Raw genomic sequence first — 19,093 nt, forward strand, 5'->3', positions numbered from 1 at the left:
TTCGAATACACACTCACACATAAATGGGTCCACGTTCGGTGACCACAGATCGACGACCGATCAGGCGTCACCGAACTACCAAGGCTAACATCAGACCCCATCTATACGGCGGACCGCAGGTGTGGAGTCCTCATCTTCTGCGTATTACACTGATAATCGCCGGTGTATATAAAAGGCCTACGAACCGTAGCTTCAAAGATAGTCAGTACCACACCTATTTCGAGAGTGAAGAACACCGAGTTATAGTAGCCGGGAGAATGGGTTCAACCCATAATTTGAGCGACGTTTCGCTATCCGGACTCGGGATCATCCCCAAGTGATCCTTCGTATTTTTCTTGTTCGTCCTCGGGGAGATACTGTCGCTCCCACTCGACAACCTCGGGGAAGCCCGAGAACTCGTGGAGGCTACCGACGGGCTGATCGTTAAAGGCGTCGTCGATGTCTCGCATCGCTTCGACGGGATCGTCGGCGAAGGTCTCGAAGTCAGCGTACACGTTCGCGATAGTCGACAGCGTCGCGGCAATGGGGAACAACACGAGGTCGAATCCCCACTCTTCGAGCGACGAGAGTTCGACGTACGGAGAAGAGCCGAGATCGCCGACGAAGTTGTAGACGAGCGGGCCGTCGACTTCTCGACCGAGACGCTCGAGTTCCGCTTCGTCGGTTGGACCTTCGACGAACGCGATGTCAGCGCCGGCCTCGAGAAAGGCGTTGACGCGGCTGATCGCCTCGTCGAGCGAGCCCTCACCGGTCCCACGAGCGTCAGTGCGAGCGATAAGGGTGAAGTCGGGATTGCGTTCGTCGCGCACGTCGGCGGCGGCTTCAATCTTGCCAACGGCTTCCGCTTTCGGGATGACCTGTCGGCCTTTCGTGTGGCCACAGCGTTTCGGGAACGTCTGGTCTTCGATGTGGATGGCTGCGACACCGGCTTTGATGTACTCCCGAACGGTCCGGACGACGTTCGTCGCGTTGCCGTAGCCGTTGTCCGAATCCGCGATCAGCGGCACGTCGATCCGCTCTTGGATGTTGCCAGCGTTTTCGATCATCTCCGGCATCGTGATGAAGCCGGCATCGGGATAGCCGGTCTTCGACAGCGAGGTTCCGTAGCCAGTCATGTAGATGGCGTCGAAGCCGACGCTGTCGGCGACGGCGGCCGTCAGTGGGTCGTGGACGCCGGGACAGGCCAGCAGTTCGTCTTGCTCGAGGCGCTCGCGAAGCGCCGTTCCGTAGTTGGTCATAGTCGACCACAGGCCAGTCGCGGGCAAGCGGGTATCGATTCAGTTCGGCCGTGGGTAGTTTCGTTACTCATTAGCAGAGAGATGGTCGATGACGGCATCGGTCGTGACGACGTCGCCGTATTTCGCGTCGATGTCGAAGAGGTTCGCACGGTGTGGCCCTTCGGCGCGGTCGCCGACGGCGTCTTCGGGGACGATGGTGCGGTAGCCGTGCTGGAGGCTGTCGACAGCCGTCGCGCGGATACAGCCGCTCGTGGTGACGCCGGCGAGGACGAGCGTGTCCACGCGATCGGTCGTCAGCTCCGTCTCGAGGTCGGTCCCGAAAAAGGCACTCGCGTACTTCTTCAGAATGACCCGTTCGTCGCCGACGGGTTCGATCCGGTCGTCGACCTCGACGGCCTCGGTCCCGAGTCGCAACTCCCGCAGCGCGGGCACCTTCTCGATGAACCGGCCGGCGTCGCCGTAGGATTCCTCGAACGCGACAGTCGTGAAGTATCGCGGCAGGTCGTGTTCGCGGAAGGCCGCGAGCAGCCGCTCGGTCGCCTCGAGCACGTCATCGACGTTAGAGCCGAGGCTGGTATCGGGGTCCGTGAAGGCGTTTATCAGATCGATGACGAGCAGCGCGGGCTGCTCGCCGAGGCCGACGCTCGCGCCGAAGTCGGCCTCGTCGTAGTGGGCGTCGTGTGGTGGGTCCATTGTGGATCGTGTGTGAATGGTGAGTTCGCGTGTCGATCAGTCGTGTCGGTCGTCGAACTCCCGGCGTTCGTCGGCGATACGTTTCGCGAGCGTGTCGTCGTCGGGAAGCGGGCCGTAATCGAACGCGGCGGGTTCGTCGCGAGTCGATCGAAGCTCGTCGCGTCGATCTTCGGTCGCCGCCTCGTCGACGGCCCCATCCTCGAGAACGACACCGTACTCCTCGCGAGCAGCCGTCTCGGAGAGCAGTCCGCGGTCGACCTCTCGAGCGACGACCGCGGGCTCTCGCTCGAGTGGATCACCGAGGCCGCCGCCACCGGCCGTCGAGAAGACGAGTTTGTCGCCAGCGTCGACGGCGACGTTTTCGACTTTCGACGGCAGGTCTTCTTCGGTACCATCAGTTCGGAGTAGTTTCTTCTCGCTGGTCTGGGCGTGGGAGCCGCCGTCGACGCCCCACGGGTAGGTGTGGGCACGGTCGTCCTGGAAGGTGATCGCCCCCGGCTCCTCGAAGGTGTAGACTTTCGTGATGCCGTGGCCGCCGCGGAACTCGCCGGCCCCGCCGGTGTCAGTGCGGGTGCTGTACTCGTCGATGGAAAGCGGGTAGTAGGCCTCCTGATACTCTGCGGGCACGGTTCGGAACAGTGGCCACCACGAGTGGCCGTCGAGGCCGTCGCCGCCCGGCCGGGCCGGAATCCCGCCGTAGAGGATCTCGAGCATCTGGAAGTCGTTGCCCTCCGAGTCCGTCCCCGCGTAGACGAGGTTCGGCGACGTGCCGTAACTGCCGGCGACAGAGAAGCCGTCGATGAGCTTCGAGAACGTCGCCTGTAGGACGTCGAACTGACGGGCCATCATCGGCAGTCGGTTGCCGAGTGCCGCCGGGAACTCCGGTTGGACGACGGTGCCCTCGGGAAGGGTCACCTCGAAGAGGTCGTAGTAGCCGTCGTTGAACGTCAGCAGCGGGTCGAAGGCCATGATGAGGAAGACCCCGGTGAACATTTTGAACATCTTCTCGTTCAGCAGGAAGTTCACCGTCCCCGGCACCTGTTCGTCCGTGCCGGTCCAGTCGAGGTAGACCGTGTCGCCCTCCCGGTAGATCTCGAGGTGGAGTTTGATCGGGCCGTTACCCATCCCGTCGTCGTCGACGTAATCTTCGAACGTGTAGCGTTCGCCCTCGGGGATGAACTCGCGGATGAGGTCGATCATCCCATCGCGGGTGCGATCGAGGATGGCGTCACACGCCTCGACGTAGATCTCCTTGCCGAAGCGGTCACAGAGTTCGTGGATGCGCGTTTCGGCGGCTTTCGTCCCCGCCGCCAGCGCCTTGATGTCGGCTTCGGCGTGGTCAGGCAGCCGGGTGTTGTGAGCGAACGTCTCGAGCAGTTCGCTGTCGATCTCACCGCTTTTATAGAGTTTGACCGGCGGCAGTCGCATCCCTTCCTCGAAGATCGTTCGCGCCTGCACGGGCATGCTGCCGGGCGTCTTCCCGCCGACGTCCATCAGGTTCCCCCACTGGCTCGAAAAGCCCACGAGGTCGCCGTCGTAGAAGATCGGTCGCAACAGGAGCATGTCCGGCGTGTGCGAGACCGCACCGGCACACATGTAGGGGTCGTTGGTCGCGATCACGTCGCCGTCCTCGAGGTCCTCTCGGTCGAACGGCGAGTTCTCGAGGATGGTATCGATCGCCGAACCGAACTGGCCCATGACCATCCGTCCCGCGGCGTCGGCGATCAGCGGGAACTGGTCGGACTGTTCGCGGATGACGGGGCTGATCGCCGTCGTCTCGACGACCCGGTCCATCTCGTAGCGGGTGTTCGAGAGCGTGCTCTCGATGATGTCGAGTGTGGTCTGGTCGATGTCGTGGTCGCCGACGAACGCCGGTGTCGTGTCGCTCATTGTCCCTCACCTCGGATGATTTCGATGTTTCCGTAGCGGTCGATAGTCGCGGTGTGGTCCGGTTGGATAACGACCGTCGAGTCGTCGTCGGTGACGATCGCCGGCCCCTCGAGTTCGTTGCCCGGCCGGAGTTCGGTTCGGTCGTAGATCGGCGTCTCGTAGTACGACCCGTCGAAATACACGTCACTCCAGTCGATTTCGGCGTCGCTCGGATCGGCGTCGTGCAGTTCCTGTTCGTCGATGGTGACACCCTGCAGCGTCCCTTTGCCGATGACGCGCAGCGTCGCGATCTCGAGCGGTGCGTCGAGCGAAAAGCCGAACTGGCGATCGTGGCGGGCCTCGAAGTCGTCGTTGATCTCCGCGAGACCGGCCTCGTGACGGAGGTTCTCGATGTCGACCGGGATCGACATCTGGATGTCCTGGCGGAAGTACCGACAGTCGGCGACGTACTCGAACGTCTGGTCGGCCTCGTCGACGCCCTCGGAGGCGAGCCAGTCGCTTGCTTCCGCCTCGAGGGCCTGCAGCTCTTCGTAGACGTCCTCGCCGTCGACGTCGTCGTCCGTCTCGAGGTACGTCTCGGAGAACTCGTTTTGGATGTCGGACGTGAGAAAGCCGAAGGCGGACATGACGCCCGGCCCTGGTGGGATGACCAGTGGATAGGCGTCCATCACGTCGACGAGCGCGTTGGCGTGCATCGGCCCGGCCCCGCCGAAGGCGACGAGCCCGAACTCCCGTGGGTCGTAGCCCCGTTCGACGCTTACGACGCGGAGCGCGCCGTGCATGTTCTCGTTGACGATATCCAGGATCGCCTGTGCAGCCTCCTCAACGGTTGTATCCCGTTCGTCAGCGATCGTCGCCACGGCGTCCCGGGCGGCCTCGCGGTCGAGTTCCATGCGCCCGCCGAGCTGGACCGACGGCGGAATCCGGCCGAGGACGACGTTCGCGTCCGTGACGGTCGGCTCCTCGCCGCCTTGCCCGTAACACGCTGGTCCGGGGTCGGCACCGGCGCTCTCGGGGCCGACCTGCAGCGACCCGTTCAGTTGCACGCGAGCGATCGAGCCGCCACCAGCCCCCACCGTGTTCACGTCGACCGATCGGGATTTGAACTCCCGATAGCCGACTTTCGTCTGCCGTGTCGTCTCGGCCGAGCCACCCTCGACGAGCGAGACGTCGGTCGAGGTGCCACCCATATCGAGCGTCAGCACGTCCGGGACGCCCTTCTTCGAGGCGATGGTCGCCGCGCCGACGACGCCGCCGCTCGGTCCCGACAGGGCGAGTTCGACCGGTCGTTCCTTGGCCGCTTGCGAACTCATCAGTCCGCCGTCCGAGCGGACGACGTTCATCGTCGCCGTCGATCCAGCCTCTCCGAGCGATTCGTCGAGGTCCTCGAGATAGGAGATGACCGTCGGCCGCGCATAGTCGTTGATCGCAGTCGTCAGCGTCCGTTCGTACTCACCGTACTCAGGGACGATTTCAGCGGAGATCGAGACCGGTAGCTCCGGCGCTTCCTCGGCAACGATCTCGCGGACGCGCTCTTCGTGGGCCGGGTTCAGATAGGAGTTCAACAGCGCGACAGTCAGCGCTTCGACGCCGGCAGCTTCGAGTTCCCTGACGGCCTCCCGTACCGCGTCCTCGTCGAGTGGTTCGGTCTCCTCGCCCGCGGGGGACGTGATCGTTCCATCGACGCCGCGGGTGTCGACCAGATCCGCGAGCGGATCCGGTTTCTCCATGTCCATCCACCCATAGAGCGGGCCGGGGGTCCACGCCCGTGCCAAATGAAGGACGTCCTCATGACCCGCCGTCGTGATGAGCCCGACTCGTGAGCCCGTCTCCTCTAAGAGCATGTTCGTGACGACTGTCGTGCCGTGAAACAGGAGTTCGAGTTCCGACACCGATGTTCCTGCCTTCTCCGTTGCCTCTTTCACGCCGTGGATCACCCCTTCGGAGGGATTGGCCGGTGTCGAGAGGACCTTGTCTATCGTGAGTTCATGCGTCGTTTCGTCGAAAACGATGACGTCTGTGAACGTCCCACCGACGTCGACGCCGAGATTATATGTCATATGGTACCGTGTACTATGAGTGTCACCGTGTCGGGGAGTAAGCGTTATCCCAACAGCTGTTGGCTATTCATATATTACGGGTGGTGTGGGTAGTCCCTCACAGGAGGTCGGACCACGTCGCGTATCTTTTTAGCCATGGGACACGCCCACATACAAAAGAGAGATGTTTATCGCGACAGTCCATTTCACTCAGCACCGCGAGTGTATTCTCCGACGGCTCACGGCCGACGTCGACACACCAATTCCGATCGAGATCGAAGAGATTCAGAACGGGTTCGTGACCTTCGTTCTCCGTGCCGGCCCCCATGCCGACACCTTTCAGGCAGAACTCGAGGCCGCAGACCACGTCAAGCATGTCAACCGCCTCGATGATGAGAACCTCTTGGTTACCAAACCCTCGTGTGGTGCACACTCGGCGATCTACCAGAACCACGGGACGCTGCGTCGATCGAACACAGTATCGGGTCGCCAGCGCGAGTACAACATCCTCGTATTCCGGCGCGAAGACTTAAAGAACATCATCGACGACTTAGGCGGGTTCGGAACGGTTACGCTCGGGAAACTCGAGGAGTTCAGGGCCTCCACCGAGTCTTCGCTCACCGAACGACAACGCGACGTCGTCACCGAGGCACTTTCGCGTGGGTACTACGACTGGCCTCGCGAGATCACGAACGAGAAACTCGCCGAAGAACTGGAGATCAGTCGAGCAACGCTTCACGAACACCTCCGCAAAGCGGAACGAACGCTCCTGTCGTCTGCACTGGCAGAGAGCCACAAGCAAACCGGCAGAGGCCAGTTCGAACGAATCGACATCGAGCAGGAGTAATCGGAGTGGTAGTTCCACCAGGATTTGTCCGAAGCGCTGCTAACCACAGTGCTATCCAGACTGGAACACATAGAATTCTGGTTCGAAATTGCGTCTGCAAAGCAAACAAGAACGGACCCAGTCACTGCCCAGTCGTTCTCGACGTACGACTTCCACAATTAGACGACGTGAGCGAGCGTCGTCGTGACCGGACCACTTCACAAAATCCCACCCGAAACAGTCTCGAGTTGAGACGGTCTGCTATAGTCACGTACCGCTGAACATCAGCGGCGGGTCGGTAATCGGCGATACATCGGTACAGCAGATCGTATGAGGCCCCAAGCCCCGTCCTCGAGGAGCGAACGGCGTCAGCCGTGAACGAATACTGCTTTATAATTTTCTCTATAGTTTTAGTATACTATAGTTCTATTGATGATATAGCGGGAGGGAAGGATCGAAAAGCAGCGTAGAGAGTAAGTGACCAGTAAAACAGGTTTACAACCCAGTATCGCCAATTTGGATCAGATTAGATGCAGCGGTTCTGTTCGGATACAAGGACGGAAACGGGAGAGTATAACACAGAAATAAACGGACTAAAATAGTTTAGAGAGCCTATACCAAGATTTGAGGTTGCTATATGAGGAAGAGATCCAGCAACCAGCATCTATAAATACATAATATATACAGGATAGTATAGGATCTGGTAAAAGACCAGTCAAGACCGAATAGCCACTATCAAAACACGGGAGAGAACGAACCCATCGACAAGTGGACAGCCAGACGAACGCGCTCTTTTCGCCCTACTCACACACTTCGCTCACGCCGTGAGGATAGCACGGGCGCTTCGATCCCACGGACCACGCAAACGGCGAAGCCGGAGAGAAAGGGGGCACCACACGATCGCTTCGGGCCGACTACTCGAGGGATCGAGATCGCTCGCTGTCCGCGAAACCGACGGAGTCGCTCGTTAACAAAAGAAGTCGTCTCTCGAGGCAATTGACGGAGTGGCTGCTCTGCATCCACTTCCGCTATTCGGCCGCCGATGGTGTGAGTTGTTCACACAGAGCTGAGACATCGGTCGCCGTCCTCGAGCGAGCCGTTTCCCACGCAGTGTCGACAGCGGCTGCACCGAGAACCGGACTGACGAGTGAGTCGAACTTCTCGCGAAGTCGTGGTTCGTCGAACGGACGAGTCGCCCCGCCGCGGGCGTGTTCGACCGTCGCCGACAGTGTTTCTCCACCGTGGTTCAGTGTGACGCGGGCCCCCCGACTGTCCGGGGTGGCAGCGGCGAATGCCGGTGTGGACTCGACTGTCACACGGCTCGAGAGCTCGTAGACGTCCGCCCGGAACGCGTCCGGTTCGAACGCCGCTTTTCCCGCGTGGCCGTGGACGAGCCGTGATGCGATCGCAAATGGGATCGAAAACTTCGCTGCGAGCCTCGTTTCGGGCGTTGGCTCCGCAAGCCCGGCCGCTGCCGGATACGTTTCGACCGACACCGACGTGATGGTCTCGGGATCGAGTTCGGTCTCGCCCGAGAGGTCGTCGATGGCATCGAGCGACGGATGCGTGTACCGACAGGCAGCATGGACCTTAAAGTAGCCCTCGAGTATCTCCCATTCATCGCCGAGTGTCGCCGTCGGAATCGGTTCGACAGCGCCGCTGGCGACCGACTCGAGGTGGAGCCTGATGCCGTCATCGACCCCTGAGAACCCGGCCTGGGCCTGGTCGACGGCGCGGATGGCAGCGGGTGCAACCATCCCTGCATACGTGTCTCTGACTGTTGCGCCTTCGAGTGCGGCCTCGAAGCGAGTGTGCTGTGCGTGATTCGCAGCCATCCGAAGCGCCTCCGCGACTGACTCGGCTGTGAGCCCGCGATAGTTTGCAACGCCTGCGGCGGCACCGACGACACCCCACACACCGTGTGGATGGTAGCCGTCAGCGAGCGGTTGACACGCGCGGGCAACCCGAGCGGCGGTTTCGTAGCCGGCGACGAACGCCGTCAGCATGTCCCTGGTGGTGCCGTTGTCCGCTTCGGCAACGGCGAGAACTGCTGGCAGGACGTGAATCGCCGGATGGCCGGCCGCCCGTTTGTGACCTTCGTCGAGTTCCAGGACGGTCCCGGCGATCCCGTTGAGGGTCGCAGCGTGAGCGACCGAGACAGACGAGGGTGTTCCGAGGACGGACGCCTCGCCCGTCTCGTGAGCTGTGTACTGCGTTCGGAGCGTTCGGACCGGTTCCGTCGTTGACCCGCCGATGATCGCGCCGACCGTATCGGCGACCACGAGACCGACGCGATCACGAACGTCCGACGGGAGCGCCTCGTATGACAGGTCGGCAACGAACCGAGCGAGCGGCTGGTGTTCGGTCATTCGTCCGGCCTCGAGTCATCGTTGTCGATCGTGTTCTCGTAGAGTCCGCGCTGCTCGAGGATCTCGAAGAACCGTCCAGGCCACGAGACGATTCCCTGTGGACTGTAGAGGACGATCCCGATGAGGAGCAGACCGTAGACGATACGATCGAGTCCGGGGAGATTGATGAACTGTCGGACGATTTCGCTCAGGGGGATAACGATGAACGCGCCGACGATCGGTCCGATAACGGTCCCGATCCCACCAACGATAGCTGGCAGCAAGATCTCGACGTTGATGAGGATATCGTAGACCGTTTCCGGGCGAATGGTGTCGAAGTACATGGCCCAGAACGCGCCGGCCCACGCGGTAAAGAACGCACTCACCGTGATCCCAACGAGCTTGTACCGGTAGGTCGGGATACCAACAGCGCTTGCAGCGTCTTCGTTTTCACGAATCGCGAACATGTACAGTCCAAGTCGGGACTGTTTGATTACGAGCGAGACGCCGGTAACGATGATCAGGAACACCAGAATGACGTAGTAGTAGGGGAGTACACTGTCGAACTGGAACGCAGCCAATCCGAACTCATCGGCGTACTGTCTGGGGAGTGGTTTGAAGAAGCCACTCGCCCCACCGAGTTGTGGGAACGTGTTGAACGTGTATCTGAGTAGTTCAGCGAAGGCAAGCGTCGCCAGTGCGAAATAGTGGCCACGGAGATCGTAGCGGAAACAAAGCACGCCGATCACCAGTCCATAGAGTCCGGCAATGGTTGCGCCGATGAACATGCCGAGCCATGGGTTAACGCCGGACGTGCTCAACAGCAGGATCGTCCCGTACGCGCCAAGCCCGAAGAACGCGGCGTGTCCGAACGAGAACTGACCAGTGTAACCGGACATCATGTTCCATGCCTGTCCGGTAGTTGCCCAGACGAGCGTGATGATGAGCATGTGGACGCTCACCCAGGTGCCGAGACTGAACCCGAATGCATACAGGTTCAGCGTCAGCGGTAAGACGAGCAACGTCCCGAAGATGGCCGTGAGTAACAACGGTGTCGAATACCACTGCCCGCGGAACTGTCGGTACCGCAGCCGAGCACGGTTGAGTCGTGCTGAATCGTTTTGTGTCGATATCTCACTCATTACTATCACCTCCAAGTAGCCCCGATGGCTTCAACAGCAACACGAGAATGAAGATACAGAAGATTGCGATCTGGTACCCCGACCCAGGCAGATAAAACTGCCCGAACACGTGGACGAATCCGATGATCATGCCGCCGAGCAACGCACCGGGGAACGAGCCCAGCCCGCCCAGAACGACGATCACGAACGCGTTGATCAGGTAGGCATCACCGAGGTGTGGATTGATCTGCTGGAACAGCGGGATGACTGCACCGGCGAGACCGGCGAGCGCCGCACCGAGACCAAAGGTCAGGTAATCAATTCGCGGAACGTTGATACCAACGTACTGGGCTGCATCCCTGTTATCCGCGGTCCCACGAATCGCGCGTCCGAGTTGTGTGTACTGTAAGAACGCCCAGGATACGATCACGGCGAGGATCGCGAATACGAGCGCATACAGCTGTCCCTCGGGCAGATAGATGCCAGCAATACCGACAGAGCCCAGATCGATGTCGAGACTCTGCGGATCGGCCGAAAACGCGATCTCGATCGTGCTAACGATGATTAACAGGACCCCAAACGTGACGATCAGCTGGTTCTCCTGTGACGCGTCGATGATAGGGGCAATCGTTGTGAGATGGATTAGCACGCCGAAGACGAACAGTAAGGCAACGGCGATCGGGATCGTCAAAAACGGGTTGAGACCGAGCCCGTTCGTCATCCACCACACGGCATACATCCCGACGACCATCAACGCACCGTGTGCGAAGTTGATGACGTCCATCACCCCAAAGATCATCGTCAATCCAAGCGCGACAAGTCCGTAAATCCCGCCTAGCAGGATCGCAAACGCCAGGAGTTGTAACCCGATCGAAAGATCGATGAACAGCGGCACGGCCGCTGTCTCCGAAGAGAAACCGAATAGTTCGACGGGGACCGTCTGTCCAATAGCAAACGTGGCAAACATTGAGTAGCGTTAGAGATCAATCTCGCTTTCGGCGAACTCTGCCGGAGCAACGACACGGTCTTGAAGATCCTGTACCTGAAACAGTGGGGCCAGCGCGTTCTCGTTTTCACCGTTTTCGTCGAACGTGATCGGTGGCATAGCAGCAATGTGGTCAGTCACTTCAATCTCGGCGAGGGCATCGTTGATCGCGTCCGGCTCGCTGGAACCAGCTTCTTCGATAGCAGCGATGATGACCTCCGTCGCCGCATACGTCATCGCGACGTTGGCATCGAACGACTGGTCGAACTCGTCTTCGAACCGTTCGCGAACCTCGCCAGCTCGGTCGTTGGTCGGATCGAGTGCGAAATTCGTTGCCAGCGCACCCTCTGTGGTGTCACCCATCTGCTCGAGCGCACGTCGGTCATTGAGCGCTTCGTTCGCACACCCGGTCAGGAACGGTGGCTGGTAGTCCTGGTCGTCCATAGCTCGAACGAGTTCGACCGTCTCGCCCTCATAGGAGATCGCAATCACGGCATCTGGATCGGCTGCCTGAAGCTGTGTGACTTGCGTGTCTGCCGTCTCACCGAAGCCAATCCCGACCGTTTCGACGACCTCGATATCGTGCTTTGGCAACTCCTCCTCGAGGCCATCGCGGACAGATTGACCGAAGTCGATATCGATATAGTAGATCCCAGCAGTATCGATATCCTGCCCGGCATCACGGATCGCCTGTGGCATCAGTTCTGCGTGGTCGACCGCCATTTGTGTCGCTGGTGGCTGTGGCCGGTAGATGTACTCCATCTCCGCCCCCTGAAGGATGGCGTCGGCGACAGACACGGAGATCACAAACGGAACCCCCGCCCGTTCGGCTGCTCGAGTAGCCGCATTGGTGACCGGCGAGGAGAAACAGCCCGTCAGCACGTCCGCGCCGTCATCAATAAGTTCGTCGGAGATCTCCCCGCCGAGTTCCTGTGCACCCTCATTGTCGCCGCTGATGACCTCGAGTTCGGCACCGTCGAGCGACTCGATCCCGCCGGCTTCGTTTTTGAGCATCGCGGCCAGCTGGACAGCGTTGTCCATTCGCGTCCCCGTCCCACCGAGATTGCCGCTGAGCGGATGGTTCGAACCGATGACGACCGTATCGCTGTCGACGTCGTCATCCTCGCCAGGGTCGGCACCGATACAGCCTGCAAGGCCAACGGTACCAGCTGCACCGATGTATTTGAGAAACTTGCGTCTGGGGTTCCGGTTGCTACGTGTACCCATACACTGGAGTGTGCAAGCAACCTATATATAATTTTGTTACCGTTCAATTACACGTCTTCGAGAAGAGGAGAGCACGATCAAAACAGTCCGCTTTGAGTGATTATAGAACGCTAAACGACTTACTCGAGTCCGAGATAGAGTTCGACGAGTTCGTCCTCGTCGAGCAGGTCGTGTGCCGGGCCTTCGAACTGGAGTTGTCCCTGTGCGACGATATAGACGTGGTTTGCGATCCGAAGCGCATCTCTGACGTTCTGTTCGACGAGAATTACTTGGGCACCCTGCTCGACGAGCGTCTCGGTCATCGAAAAGACGTCGTCGACCAGCGAGGGTGCGAGTCCGGCACTGGGCTCGTCGAGCAAGAAAATATCGGACCCCGTCATCATTGCCCGGCCGAAGCTCAGCATCATCTGCTGACCGCCCGAGAGGGATTTGCCATCGGCATCGAGTTTGTCTTCGAGGGCTGGGAACGCCTCGAGGACGGTATCGAAACGATCCGTGCGAACGGACCGATCGTCGATACGGTATCCGCCGAGCAGCAAGTTCTCCCGAACGCTCAAATTACCGAAGATGCCACCGTCCTGTGGAAGCATCACCATCCCGTGGGCTAAGTTCTGATAGGCGTTGGTCTCGGTCACGTCAGTCTCACCGTAGTTGATCGAGCCGGACCAGATCGGAACAGCACCGACCAGAGCCTTGAGCAGCGTCGATTTGCCGCTGCCGTTCGGACCGAAAATACACGTGATCCCGTCGTGGCTTTCGACGGAAACGCCATCGATAACGGTGTGATTTCCGTACCCAGTGACGATGTTTTCTGCGACCAGCCGTTTCGTCGGGCCATTGGTCTTCGGTGTCACCTGCGGGATCTGGGACGTCTGGGCCGTCGTTCCACCGTCTCCTGTCGCGGTCACGCTACCGGACGTGGTTGCTGTGGGACCGTCGTCGAGACGGTCGGCAGTCGCCCCTGCTGTCGACGGTGTTTCCCCGAGGGCATCGTCAAGGCCGGCGTTGGGATCGGTTTCCTCGCCGAGATAGGCCTCCCTGACGCGGTCGTCGCTGGTGACGGTCTCGAAATCACCCTGCGTCACGATCTGGCCCTGATTGAGGACGCTGACCCGATCCGTCAACCCTGAAATGACGCTCATGTCGTGCTCGATGATTACGAACGTCCGCCCCTCCTCGTTCAGCTCACGGAGGTGATCCAGAATGCGCTCTTGGAGTGCCGGGTTGACGCCGGCCGTCGGCTCGTCAAGCATGATACAGCTCGGATCGAGCATCAGGATCCGGCCGAGTTCGAGCAGTTGCTGTTGTCCACCGCTGATATCGCTCGCCTCGTGGTCGGCGATGTGTTCGATCTCGAGTTGTTCTAAGATTTCCTGTGCGCGGGCTCGCTTTTCTGACGAGATCCGAAGCCCGGATCTGAGACCGTCAGTATAGACGCTCAATAGGTTTTCGCGAACGGTGAGATCGGTAAACGGAGAGGCAATCTGGAACGTTCGCCCCAACCCGTTTCGAGCAATCTCGTCAGGCCCCATCTCGGTGATGTCCGTCCCCTCGAAAAACACCTGCCCACCATCTGACTCGTAGAATCCGGTGACGGTGTTGAAAAACGTTGACTTGCCGCTGCCATTCGGTCCGATGATCCCGTGGACCTCCCCTCGCTCGATACCGAGCGAGATCCCATCGTTGGCGATCAACTCGCCAAACGTTTTGGTGAGGTCCGCAGTCTCGAGTATATGGTCGCTCACACCCGTATATCATACGGGGTTAGCATAAGAGTTTCCTAAACGAGAATTGGTAGCATTCATCAGGTCCATGAACGGTCGGTACAGTACCCAGAACGCATAATATGGGTCGCAACCACGTCAGACGCGATGCTCCGAGTATCAAACCCGAATCGAGCAACGTACCAGCGGGGACAGCGATGACAGAACAGTGGTTTGCTGGACAGACGGCGATCGTCACCGGCGCAGCTGGCGGTATCGGTCGTGCGTGTGGGCGACTGTTCGCAGAACGCGGTGGGACAGTCATCGCTGGTGACATCGCCGACTGTTCGTCGCTGATTGACGACGTAGCAGACACGCCAGGCACGGTTCACGCGATTGAGACCGACGTCAGAAAGCCAGCCGATCTCGAGCGACTCGTCGACTGCGCGATCGAACACGGCGGCCCCGACATCCTCGTGAATAACGCAGGGATCGTCGCACGAAAACCGATCACTGAACTGTCGCCAGAGCGGTGGCACGACGTCATCGAGACGAACCTGACTGGTGCGTACAACGCGATCAAAGCGGCAACGCCGCCACTGTGTGCTACAGGCGGGACGATCGTCACCGTGTCATCGCTGCTCAGTCACATCGGCTACTCGGATCGAGTGGCCTACAGTGCTTCGAAAGGCGGTCTCGACGCAATGAAGCGGTCGCTGGCTGCAGAACTCGGGCCGGAGGGTGTTCGGGTCAACGCAGTCAATCCGGGGTTCATTCGTACCGAAATGACCCAGCCTCACCTCGAGGATGGAAACGGAGATGCGTTTCGGGCGAAGACCGCAATCGATCGGCTGGGCGAACCGGAAGACGTTGCCGAGCTGGTCGCGTTTCTCGCCAGCGATCGGGCGGCGTTTATCAGCGGCGAGACGATTCTGATCGATGGTGGGCAGGCAGCGCGCGGATAGCACACCGGACGACCATCTGACGTTACTGCGGCTGTGTCGAACGGAGGACGGCCTCGACTGCGTCGCGGTCGGCACCGATGGGGGCTCGGACAATCGGTAAGTCGACACCCGCGGTCCGGAGTTCTTCGAGTTGTGATCTGACAACCGCTTCGTCACCAGCCACTGCAACGTGGTTCAAGAACTCGTCCGCGACGGCGTCGGCGGCTGCATCCATCGTCGGTGCAGTCTTGATTTGATCGATCATCGATTCGAATCCAGCGTCGGCAGCCACACGGTCGTAGTAGCCCGGAATGTCTCGGAAATACGTCGCAACGTGTCTTGCCGCTGCCTCTCGCGCAACCGCTGGCTCGTCGTCGACGGAGACGAGCACGTACATCGCAACGTCGATATCGTCGCGCTCGCGGTCGCCCCGCTCGAGTCCCGTCTCGAGCCACTCGCAGGCGCGGCGAAACTCCGCACGCGGGTAGAGGTTCGGGAGCCAACCGTCGGCCAGTTGGCCGGTCAACCGGACGTTCGCCGGGCCGAGTGCAGCGTTGTAGATCGGAATCTCCGATCGAACAGGCTCGAACGCCTCCCAGAACGACGTCCGCTCGGGCGTGAAAAACTCGCCGTCGAACGACGACGGATCGCCCTCGAGATAGCGTCTGACGAGTCGAATGTACTCCGCGGTCCGGGGAAGCGGGCGGTCGAACTCGCCGCCATGAAACCCCTCGACGACACCAGGGTGAGCAACGCCAAGGCCGAGAATCGCCCGGCCGTCCGAATGGGCGTCGAGCGTCGCGATCGCCTGTGCCGTCGCTGCTGGCGTTCGCGAAAACACGTTGACGATCCCGGTCGCGAGTCCGATGTCGTCGGTGGCGCTCGCCCAGCGCTCGAGTTTGCCGAACGCGGTTTTGCCCTGTCCTTCTGCTGCCCAGACGCTCTCGAATCCCAGTTGTTCGGCCAGTCGAACGAGCTCGAGATCGTCCCGCGTCGAAAAGAGCACGCTGGTTCGCGCCGTCATTTGACGACCTCCTCAGCGGCGAGATCGTTGTAGATGTCGAGGCGCGCGATGTGACCGTTTTCGATGCGATAGACGTCGACGTATCGAACGTCCTCGAACTGGTCGCCGTCGGCATCAACCCCATACAACGTGCCCTGGCTCACGACGTGTGCGCCGGCCTCGATCCACTCGCCGAACTCCTTGTCCGCCCACTCATACCGTGGCTCGAGCCACTCGAGCATCGCCGTTGCGGCATCGTCGCCGTCGAAACGAGCGCCGGGAAGCGTGATCACGGCATCGGTCGCAAACAGTTCGTCGACCGTATCGCGCGTGTCGTCGTCGGCCATTCGGTCGAAGAACTCCTCGACGAGTTCGCGTGGTGTCTGACTCATACGCGTTATCCGTTACCAAGCCAGTGATAAAACGTTATCCGCATGACTACTATCGGAAAATCGACAGATCGGTCCTCGAACAGCGGCCGGTGTTCGGGACCCTCAAACAAACAAGATAGCTTTAGGTCGCTGCCACCGAACTGGTTTCGTATGCGAGCTATTCACAGTGTCTCGACAGTCGGCACGTCGCACGAAGGCGAGCGCCACGCCGCAATAGATCAGATAGTGAGCCACCGACCAGCTGATTCAGCGGCCGTCGGGTGGTCCCGATGACTGCCGACAGCCCCGAACCGACGACAGACTGGGAAGCAGCGATTTTCGAGTTCCTCGAGACACCGGTTCCGGAGCCGGTACTGAAACGCGGCGAAACGACCGTCGCGGACGTGCTCGCGGCGATGGTCGCCGGGAGCGCTGCCGAGCCGTACGCACAGGCATGGGAGACGGTCGACCTCCCGCCGGGCGAGTCGACAGTCGTCGGCTCGAGTCGAACGACGGCACCGATCCAGGCCGCGACGCTGAACGGAACGGCGGCAATCGTCCAAGAAATCGAGGAAGGCCACAACACTGGCGGCCACGTCGGCTCCGGCATCGTCGCCGGTGGCCTTGCGATGGCAGAGCACGCCGATGCCGACGGCGAGACGCTGGTCGAAAGCTGTGTGCGAGCCTACGAACTCTGTGCGCGACTCGAGGAAGCGATCTTCGCGATGAAAGCACAGCTCAACGACGCGGTCCCGTGGCTCGTCCGAAACCCACACGCGACGTGGACAACCGTCGGCCCCGCAGTTGCGGGCATTCTCTGTACGGATCCCGACCCGTCGACGGTCCACGAGACGTTTCGGCTCGCAGCGAACCGCGCTGTAGTGTCGATGGACGATCCCTATACGGAGGGGCCACCGTCACGGAACGTGACTGCAGGAGCCTCCGCGGGCGTCGGTGTCACAATGGCACAGCTCGCACAGGCCGGAATCCCCGGCTCTGGGACAACGGTAAAGACGGTGTACGAGCCGTTCGAGGACCTGCTCCCCGACGGGTTCACTCACCTGTTCGCCGATCTCGGAACAGACTGGGCGATCACGGAAAACTACTTCAAACCATATCCGTCGTGTCGGTACACTCACGCACCACTCGATGCGCTCCGCGAGATCGACGCCGAACTCGAGCCCGAGGCGATCGATCGGCTACTCGTCGAAACGTATGCGAACGCAGTCGACATGGCCCACACCTCCCCGGAAACGTTGACGGGCGCGAAGTTCTCGATACCCTACGTCCTCGCCCGCCAGCTCTACAGCGGCGACGTGACCCTCGAGCAGTTCACGCCGGACGCGATCGCCAACGAGGCCGTCCAAGCACTCGCAGAGAGAGTCGACGTCCAGGCCGCCGCCGAGTTCGATGCCGCGTTTCCCGAGAACTGGGGTGCTCGAGTGACCGTCGAGTTCCGCGACGGGACCGCGGTCAGCGGCGAACGAGCCTATCCGCGGGGTGATTACCGCGATCCGATCCCCGACGATGAGTTCACTGATCGGATCAGAACGCTACTGGCGTACGGCCTCGCAGACGAAACATCGGACCGAGCGATCGAAATCGTTCGTTCGACGAGCGGACACAGTGCTCGCGACGTCGGAGCCGTACTCCGAACCGGTGGCCAGTCCTCACACGACGAGTACTGACAGACGAACTGTCGACAGTTTGAGCAGGTTCCGCCACCGAGAAACGCGTGACAACCAGTACTCATTTACAGCTGTTCGACACTGAGAGAGCTATGGCAACGACCGACCACTCATTGCGCGAACAGCTCGACTCGGATGGTATCGTCCTCGCTCCCGGTGTCGCAGACGCCCTCGAGGGTGTGCTCGCCGAGCGAGCGGGTGCAGACGTCCTCTACGTCAGCGGGAACGCGGTCTCCTCGTCCGTTCATGGCGGTCCCGATATCGGATTGACCACGATGACCGAGATGGTCACGCGGGTCGGACAGATCGCCGGCGCAGTCGAGCGGCCAGTCATCGCCGACGCCGACGACGGGTACGGCAACGCCCTCTCCGTTCACCGGACGATACAGGAGTTCGAACGGGCTGGTGCTGCTGGCGTCCACATCGAAGATCAGGACGCGCCGAAGAAATGCGGCCACTTCGCGGACAAGACGCTCGTCTCGACAGCCGAGATGTGTGGCAAAATTCGGGCCGCCTGTGACGCCCGAACGAACGACGAGTTCGTCGTCATCGCACGGACCGACGCGGTCGCGATCTCCGGCCTCAAGAACGCCATCGATCGCTGTCGATCCTACGCCGATGCCGGGGCAGACATGGTGTTCATCGATGCACCTGAGACCGACGCTCACCTCGAGGAGATCGGCGCGGAGCTGGCGGCGATCCCGCTCGTAATCAACGTTCCCTACGGCGGCAAGACGCCGCTGCTCCCGGCCGACCGACTCGAGGAACTCGGCTACGATCTCATGCTGTTCGCGACGACCGCACAGAAGGCGAAACTCCAGGTGCTCGAGCGCGTGTACGAACACCTCCTCGAGACGGGAGACGAGCGTGGGTTGACGGACCAACTCGCGACGTGGGAAACGCGGGACGCAGTCACCGACCTCGAGCGATGGCGCGACCTCGAGGATCGGTACGCCTGAGAGAAAACGTGACTGGAGACAGTGTTCGTGCTCAAACGAACAGTACGCGAGCGGTGAT

At 60.7% G+C, this 19,093-nt stretch carries 15 protein-coding genes; 4 read left to right on the forward strand and 11 right to left on the reverse strand.

Annotated features, from left to right (window positions below; genetic code table 11):
• Positions 1–290: 290 nt before the first annotated feature.
• The 4 genes from BW940_RS18050 to BW940_RS18065 all read right to left on the reverse strand — a co-directional run bounded on the left by BW940_RS18050 (position 291) and on the right by BW940_RS18065 (position 5,881).
• Positions 291–1,238 carry an isocitrate lyase/PEP mutase family protein gene (locus BW940_RS18050; protein ID WP_076610598.1) on the reverse strand — a complete coding sequence of 316 codons (948 nt, stop codon included), beginning with the start codon at positions 1,236–1,238 and terminating at the stop codon, positions 291–293.
• 63 nt (positions 1,239–1,301) lie between these two features.
• Positions 1,302–1,931: an isochorismatase family protein gene (locus BW940_RS18055; RefSeq protein WP_076610599.1), complete on the reverse strand. Its 630-nt coding sequence runs from the start codon at positions 1,929–1,931 to the stop codon at positions 1,302–1,304.
• Between the two features lie 36 nt (positions 1,932–1,967).
• Positions 1,968–3,821, reverse strand: a complete 1,854-nt coding sequence (locus BW940_RS18060; RefSeq protein ID WP_076610600.1) for a hydantoinase B/oxoprolinase family protein — start codon at positions 3,819–3,821, stop codon at positions 1,968–1,970.
• Positions 3,818–5,881, reverse strand: coding sequence for a hydantoinase/oxoprolinase family protein (locus tag BW940_RS18065; RefSeq protein WP_076610601.1), 2,064 nt, complete (start codon positions 5,879–5,881; stop codon positions 3,818–3,820). Before BW940_RS18065 ends, BW940_RS18060 begins: the two co-directional genes overlap by 4 nt.
• Before the next feature lie 163 nt (positions 5,882–6,044).
• On the opposite strand from BW940_RS18065, the gene BW940_RS18070 reads away from it, so the two are divergent.
• The gene (locus tag BW940_RS18070; protein ID WP_076610602.1) at positions 6,045–6,707 is read left to right on the forward strand and encodes a helix-turn-helix domain-containing protein; all 663 of its coding nucleotides are present in this window, start codon (positions 6,045–6,047) and stop codon (positions 6,705–6,707) included.
• A 1,007-nt stretch (positions 6,708–7,714) separates the two neighbouring features.
• Here the strand turns inward: BW940_RS18070 and BW940_RS18075 are convergent.
• From BW940_RS18075 to BW940_RS18095, 5 genes are all read right to left on the reverse strand, one after another.
• Complete coding sequence (locus BW940_RS18075) at positions 7,715–9,055, reverse strand: MmgE/PrpD family protein (RefSeq protein ID WP_076610603.1); 1,341 nt, start codon at positions 9,053–9,055, stop codon at positions 7,715–7,717.
• Entirely contained in the window at positions 9,052–10,176 is a 1,125-nt protein-coding gene (locus BW940_RS18080; protein WP_076610604.1) for a branched-chain amino acid ABC transporter permease, read from the reverse strand. The genes BW940_RS18075 and BW940_RS18080 overlap by 4 nt, the downstream gene beginning before the upstream one ends.
• Positions 10,169–11,122: a branched-chain amino acid ABC transporter permease gene (locus BW940_RS18085; protein ID WP_076610605.1), complete on the reverse strand. Its 954-nt coding sequence runs from the start codon at positions 11,120–11,122 to the stop codon at positions 10,169–10,171. Before BW940_RS18085 ends, BW940_RS18080 begins: the two co-directional genes overlap by 8 nt.
• 9 nt (positions 11,123–11,131) lie before the next feature.
• Positions 11,132–12,367 (reverse strand): ABC transporter substrate-binding protein, encoded by a 1,236-nt coding sequence (locus BW940_RS18090; protein WP_076610606.1) that lies wholly within the window; start codon positions 12,365–12,367, stop codon positions 11,132–11,134.
• Between the two features lie 119 nt (positions 12,368–12,486).
• The gene (locus BW940_RS18095; RefSeq protein WP_076610607.1) at positions 12,487–14,112 is read right to left on the reverse strand and encodes an ATP-binding cassette domain-containing protein; all 1,626 of its coding nucleotides are present in this window, start codon (positions 14,110–14,112) and stop codon (positions 12,487–12,489) included.
• Positions 14,113–14,288: 176 nt separating this feature from the next.
• On the opposite strand from BW940_RS18095, the gene BW940_RS18100 reads away from it, so the two are divergent.
• Entirely contained in the window at positions 14,289–15,035 is a 747-nt protein-coding gene (locus BW940_RS18100) for an SDR family NAD(P)-dependent oxidoreductase (protein ID WP_076610608.1), read from the forward strand.
• 22 nt (positions 15,036–15,057) lie between these two features.
• Here BW940_RS18100 and BW940_RS18105 read toward each other — a convergent pair whose 3' ends face one another.
• Together BW940_RS18105 and BW940_RS18110 are read right to left on the reverse strand one after the other, a co-directional pair.
• Positions 15,058–16,038 (reverse strand): LLM class flavin-dependent oxidoreductase, encoded by a 981-nt coding sequence (locus BW940_RS18105; protein ID WP_076610609.1) that lies wholly within the window; start codon positions 16,036–16,038, stop codon positions 15,058–15,060.
• Positions 16,035–16,409: a nuclear transport factor 2 family protein gene (locus BW940_RS18110; RefSeq protein ID WP_076610610.1), complete on the reverse strand. Its 375-nt coding sequence runs from the start codon at positions 16,407–16,409 to the stop codon at positions 16,035–16,037. Before BW940_RS18110 ends, BW940_RS18105 begins: the two co-directional genes overlap by 4 nt.
• 269 nt (positions 16,410–16,678) lie before the next feature.
• Here BW940_RS18110 and BW940_RS18115 point away from each other — a divergent pair, with 269 nt between their 5' ends.
• Together BW940_RS18115 and BW940_RS18120 are read left to right on the forward strand one after the other, a co-directional pair.
• On the forward strand, positions 16,679–18,076 hold the full coding sequence (locus BW940_RS18115) for an MmgE/PrpD family protein (protein WP_076610611.1): 1,398 nt from the start codon (positions 16,679–16,681) through the stop codon (positions 18,074–18,076).
• Between the two features lie 92 nt (positions 18,077–18,168).
• Positions 18,169–19,035, forward strand: coding sequence for an isocitrate lyase/PEP mutase family protein (locus BW940_RS18120; protein WP_076610612.1), 867 nt, complete (start codon positions 18,169–18,171; stop codon positions 19,033–19,035).
• The last annotated feature ends 58 nt before the right edge of the window (positions 19,036–19,093 follow it).

Origin of the sequence: Natronorubrum thiooxidans (assembly GCF_900156475.1) — an archaeon.
Classification (GTDB): domain Archaea; phylum Halobacteriota; class Halobacteria; order Halobacteriales; family Natrialbaceae; genus Natronorubrum; species Natronorubrum thiooxidans.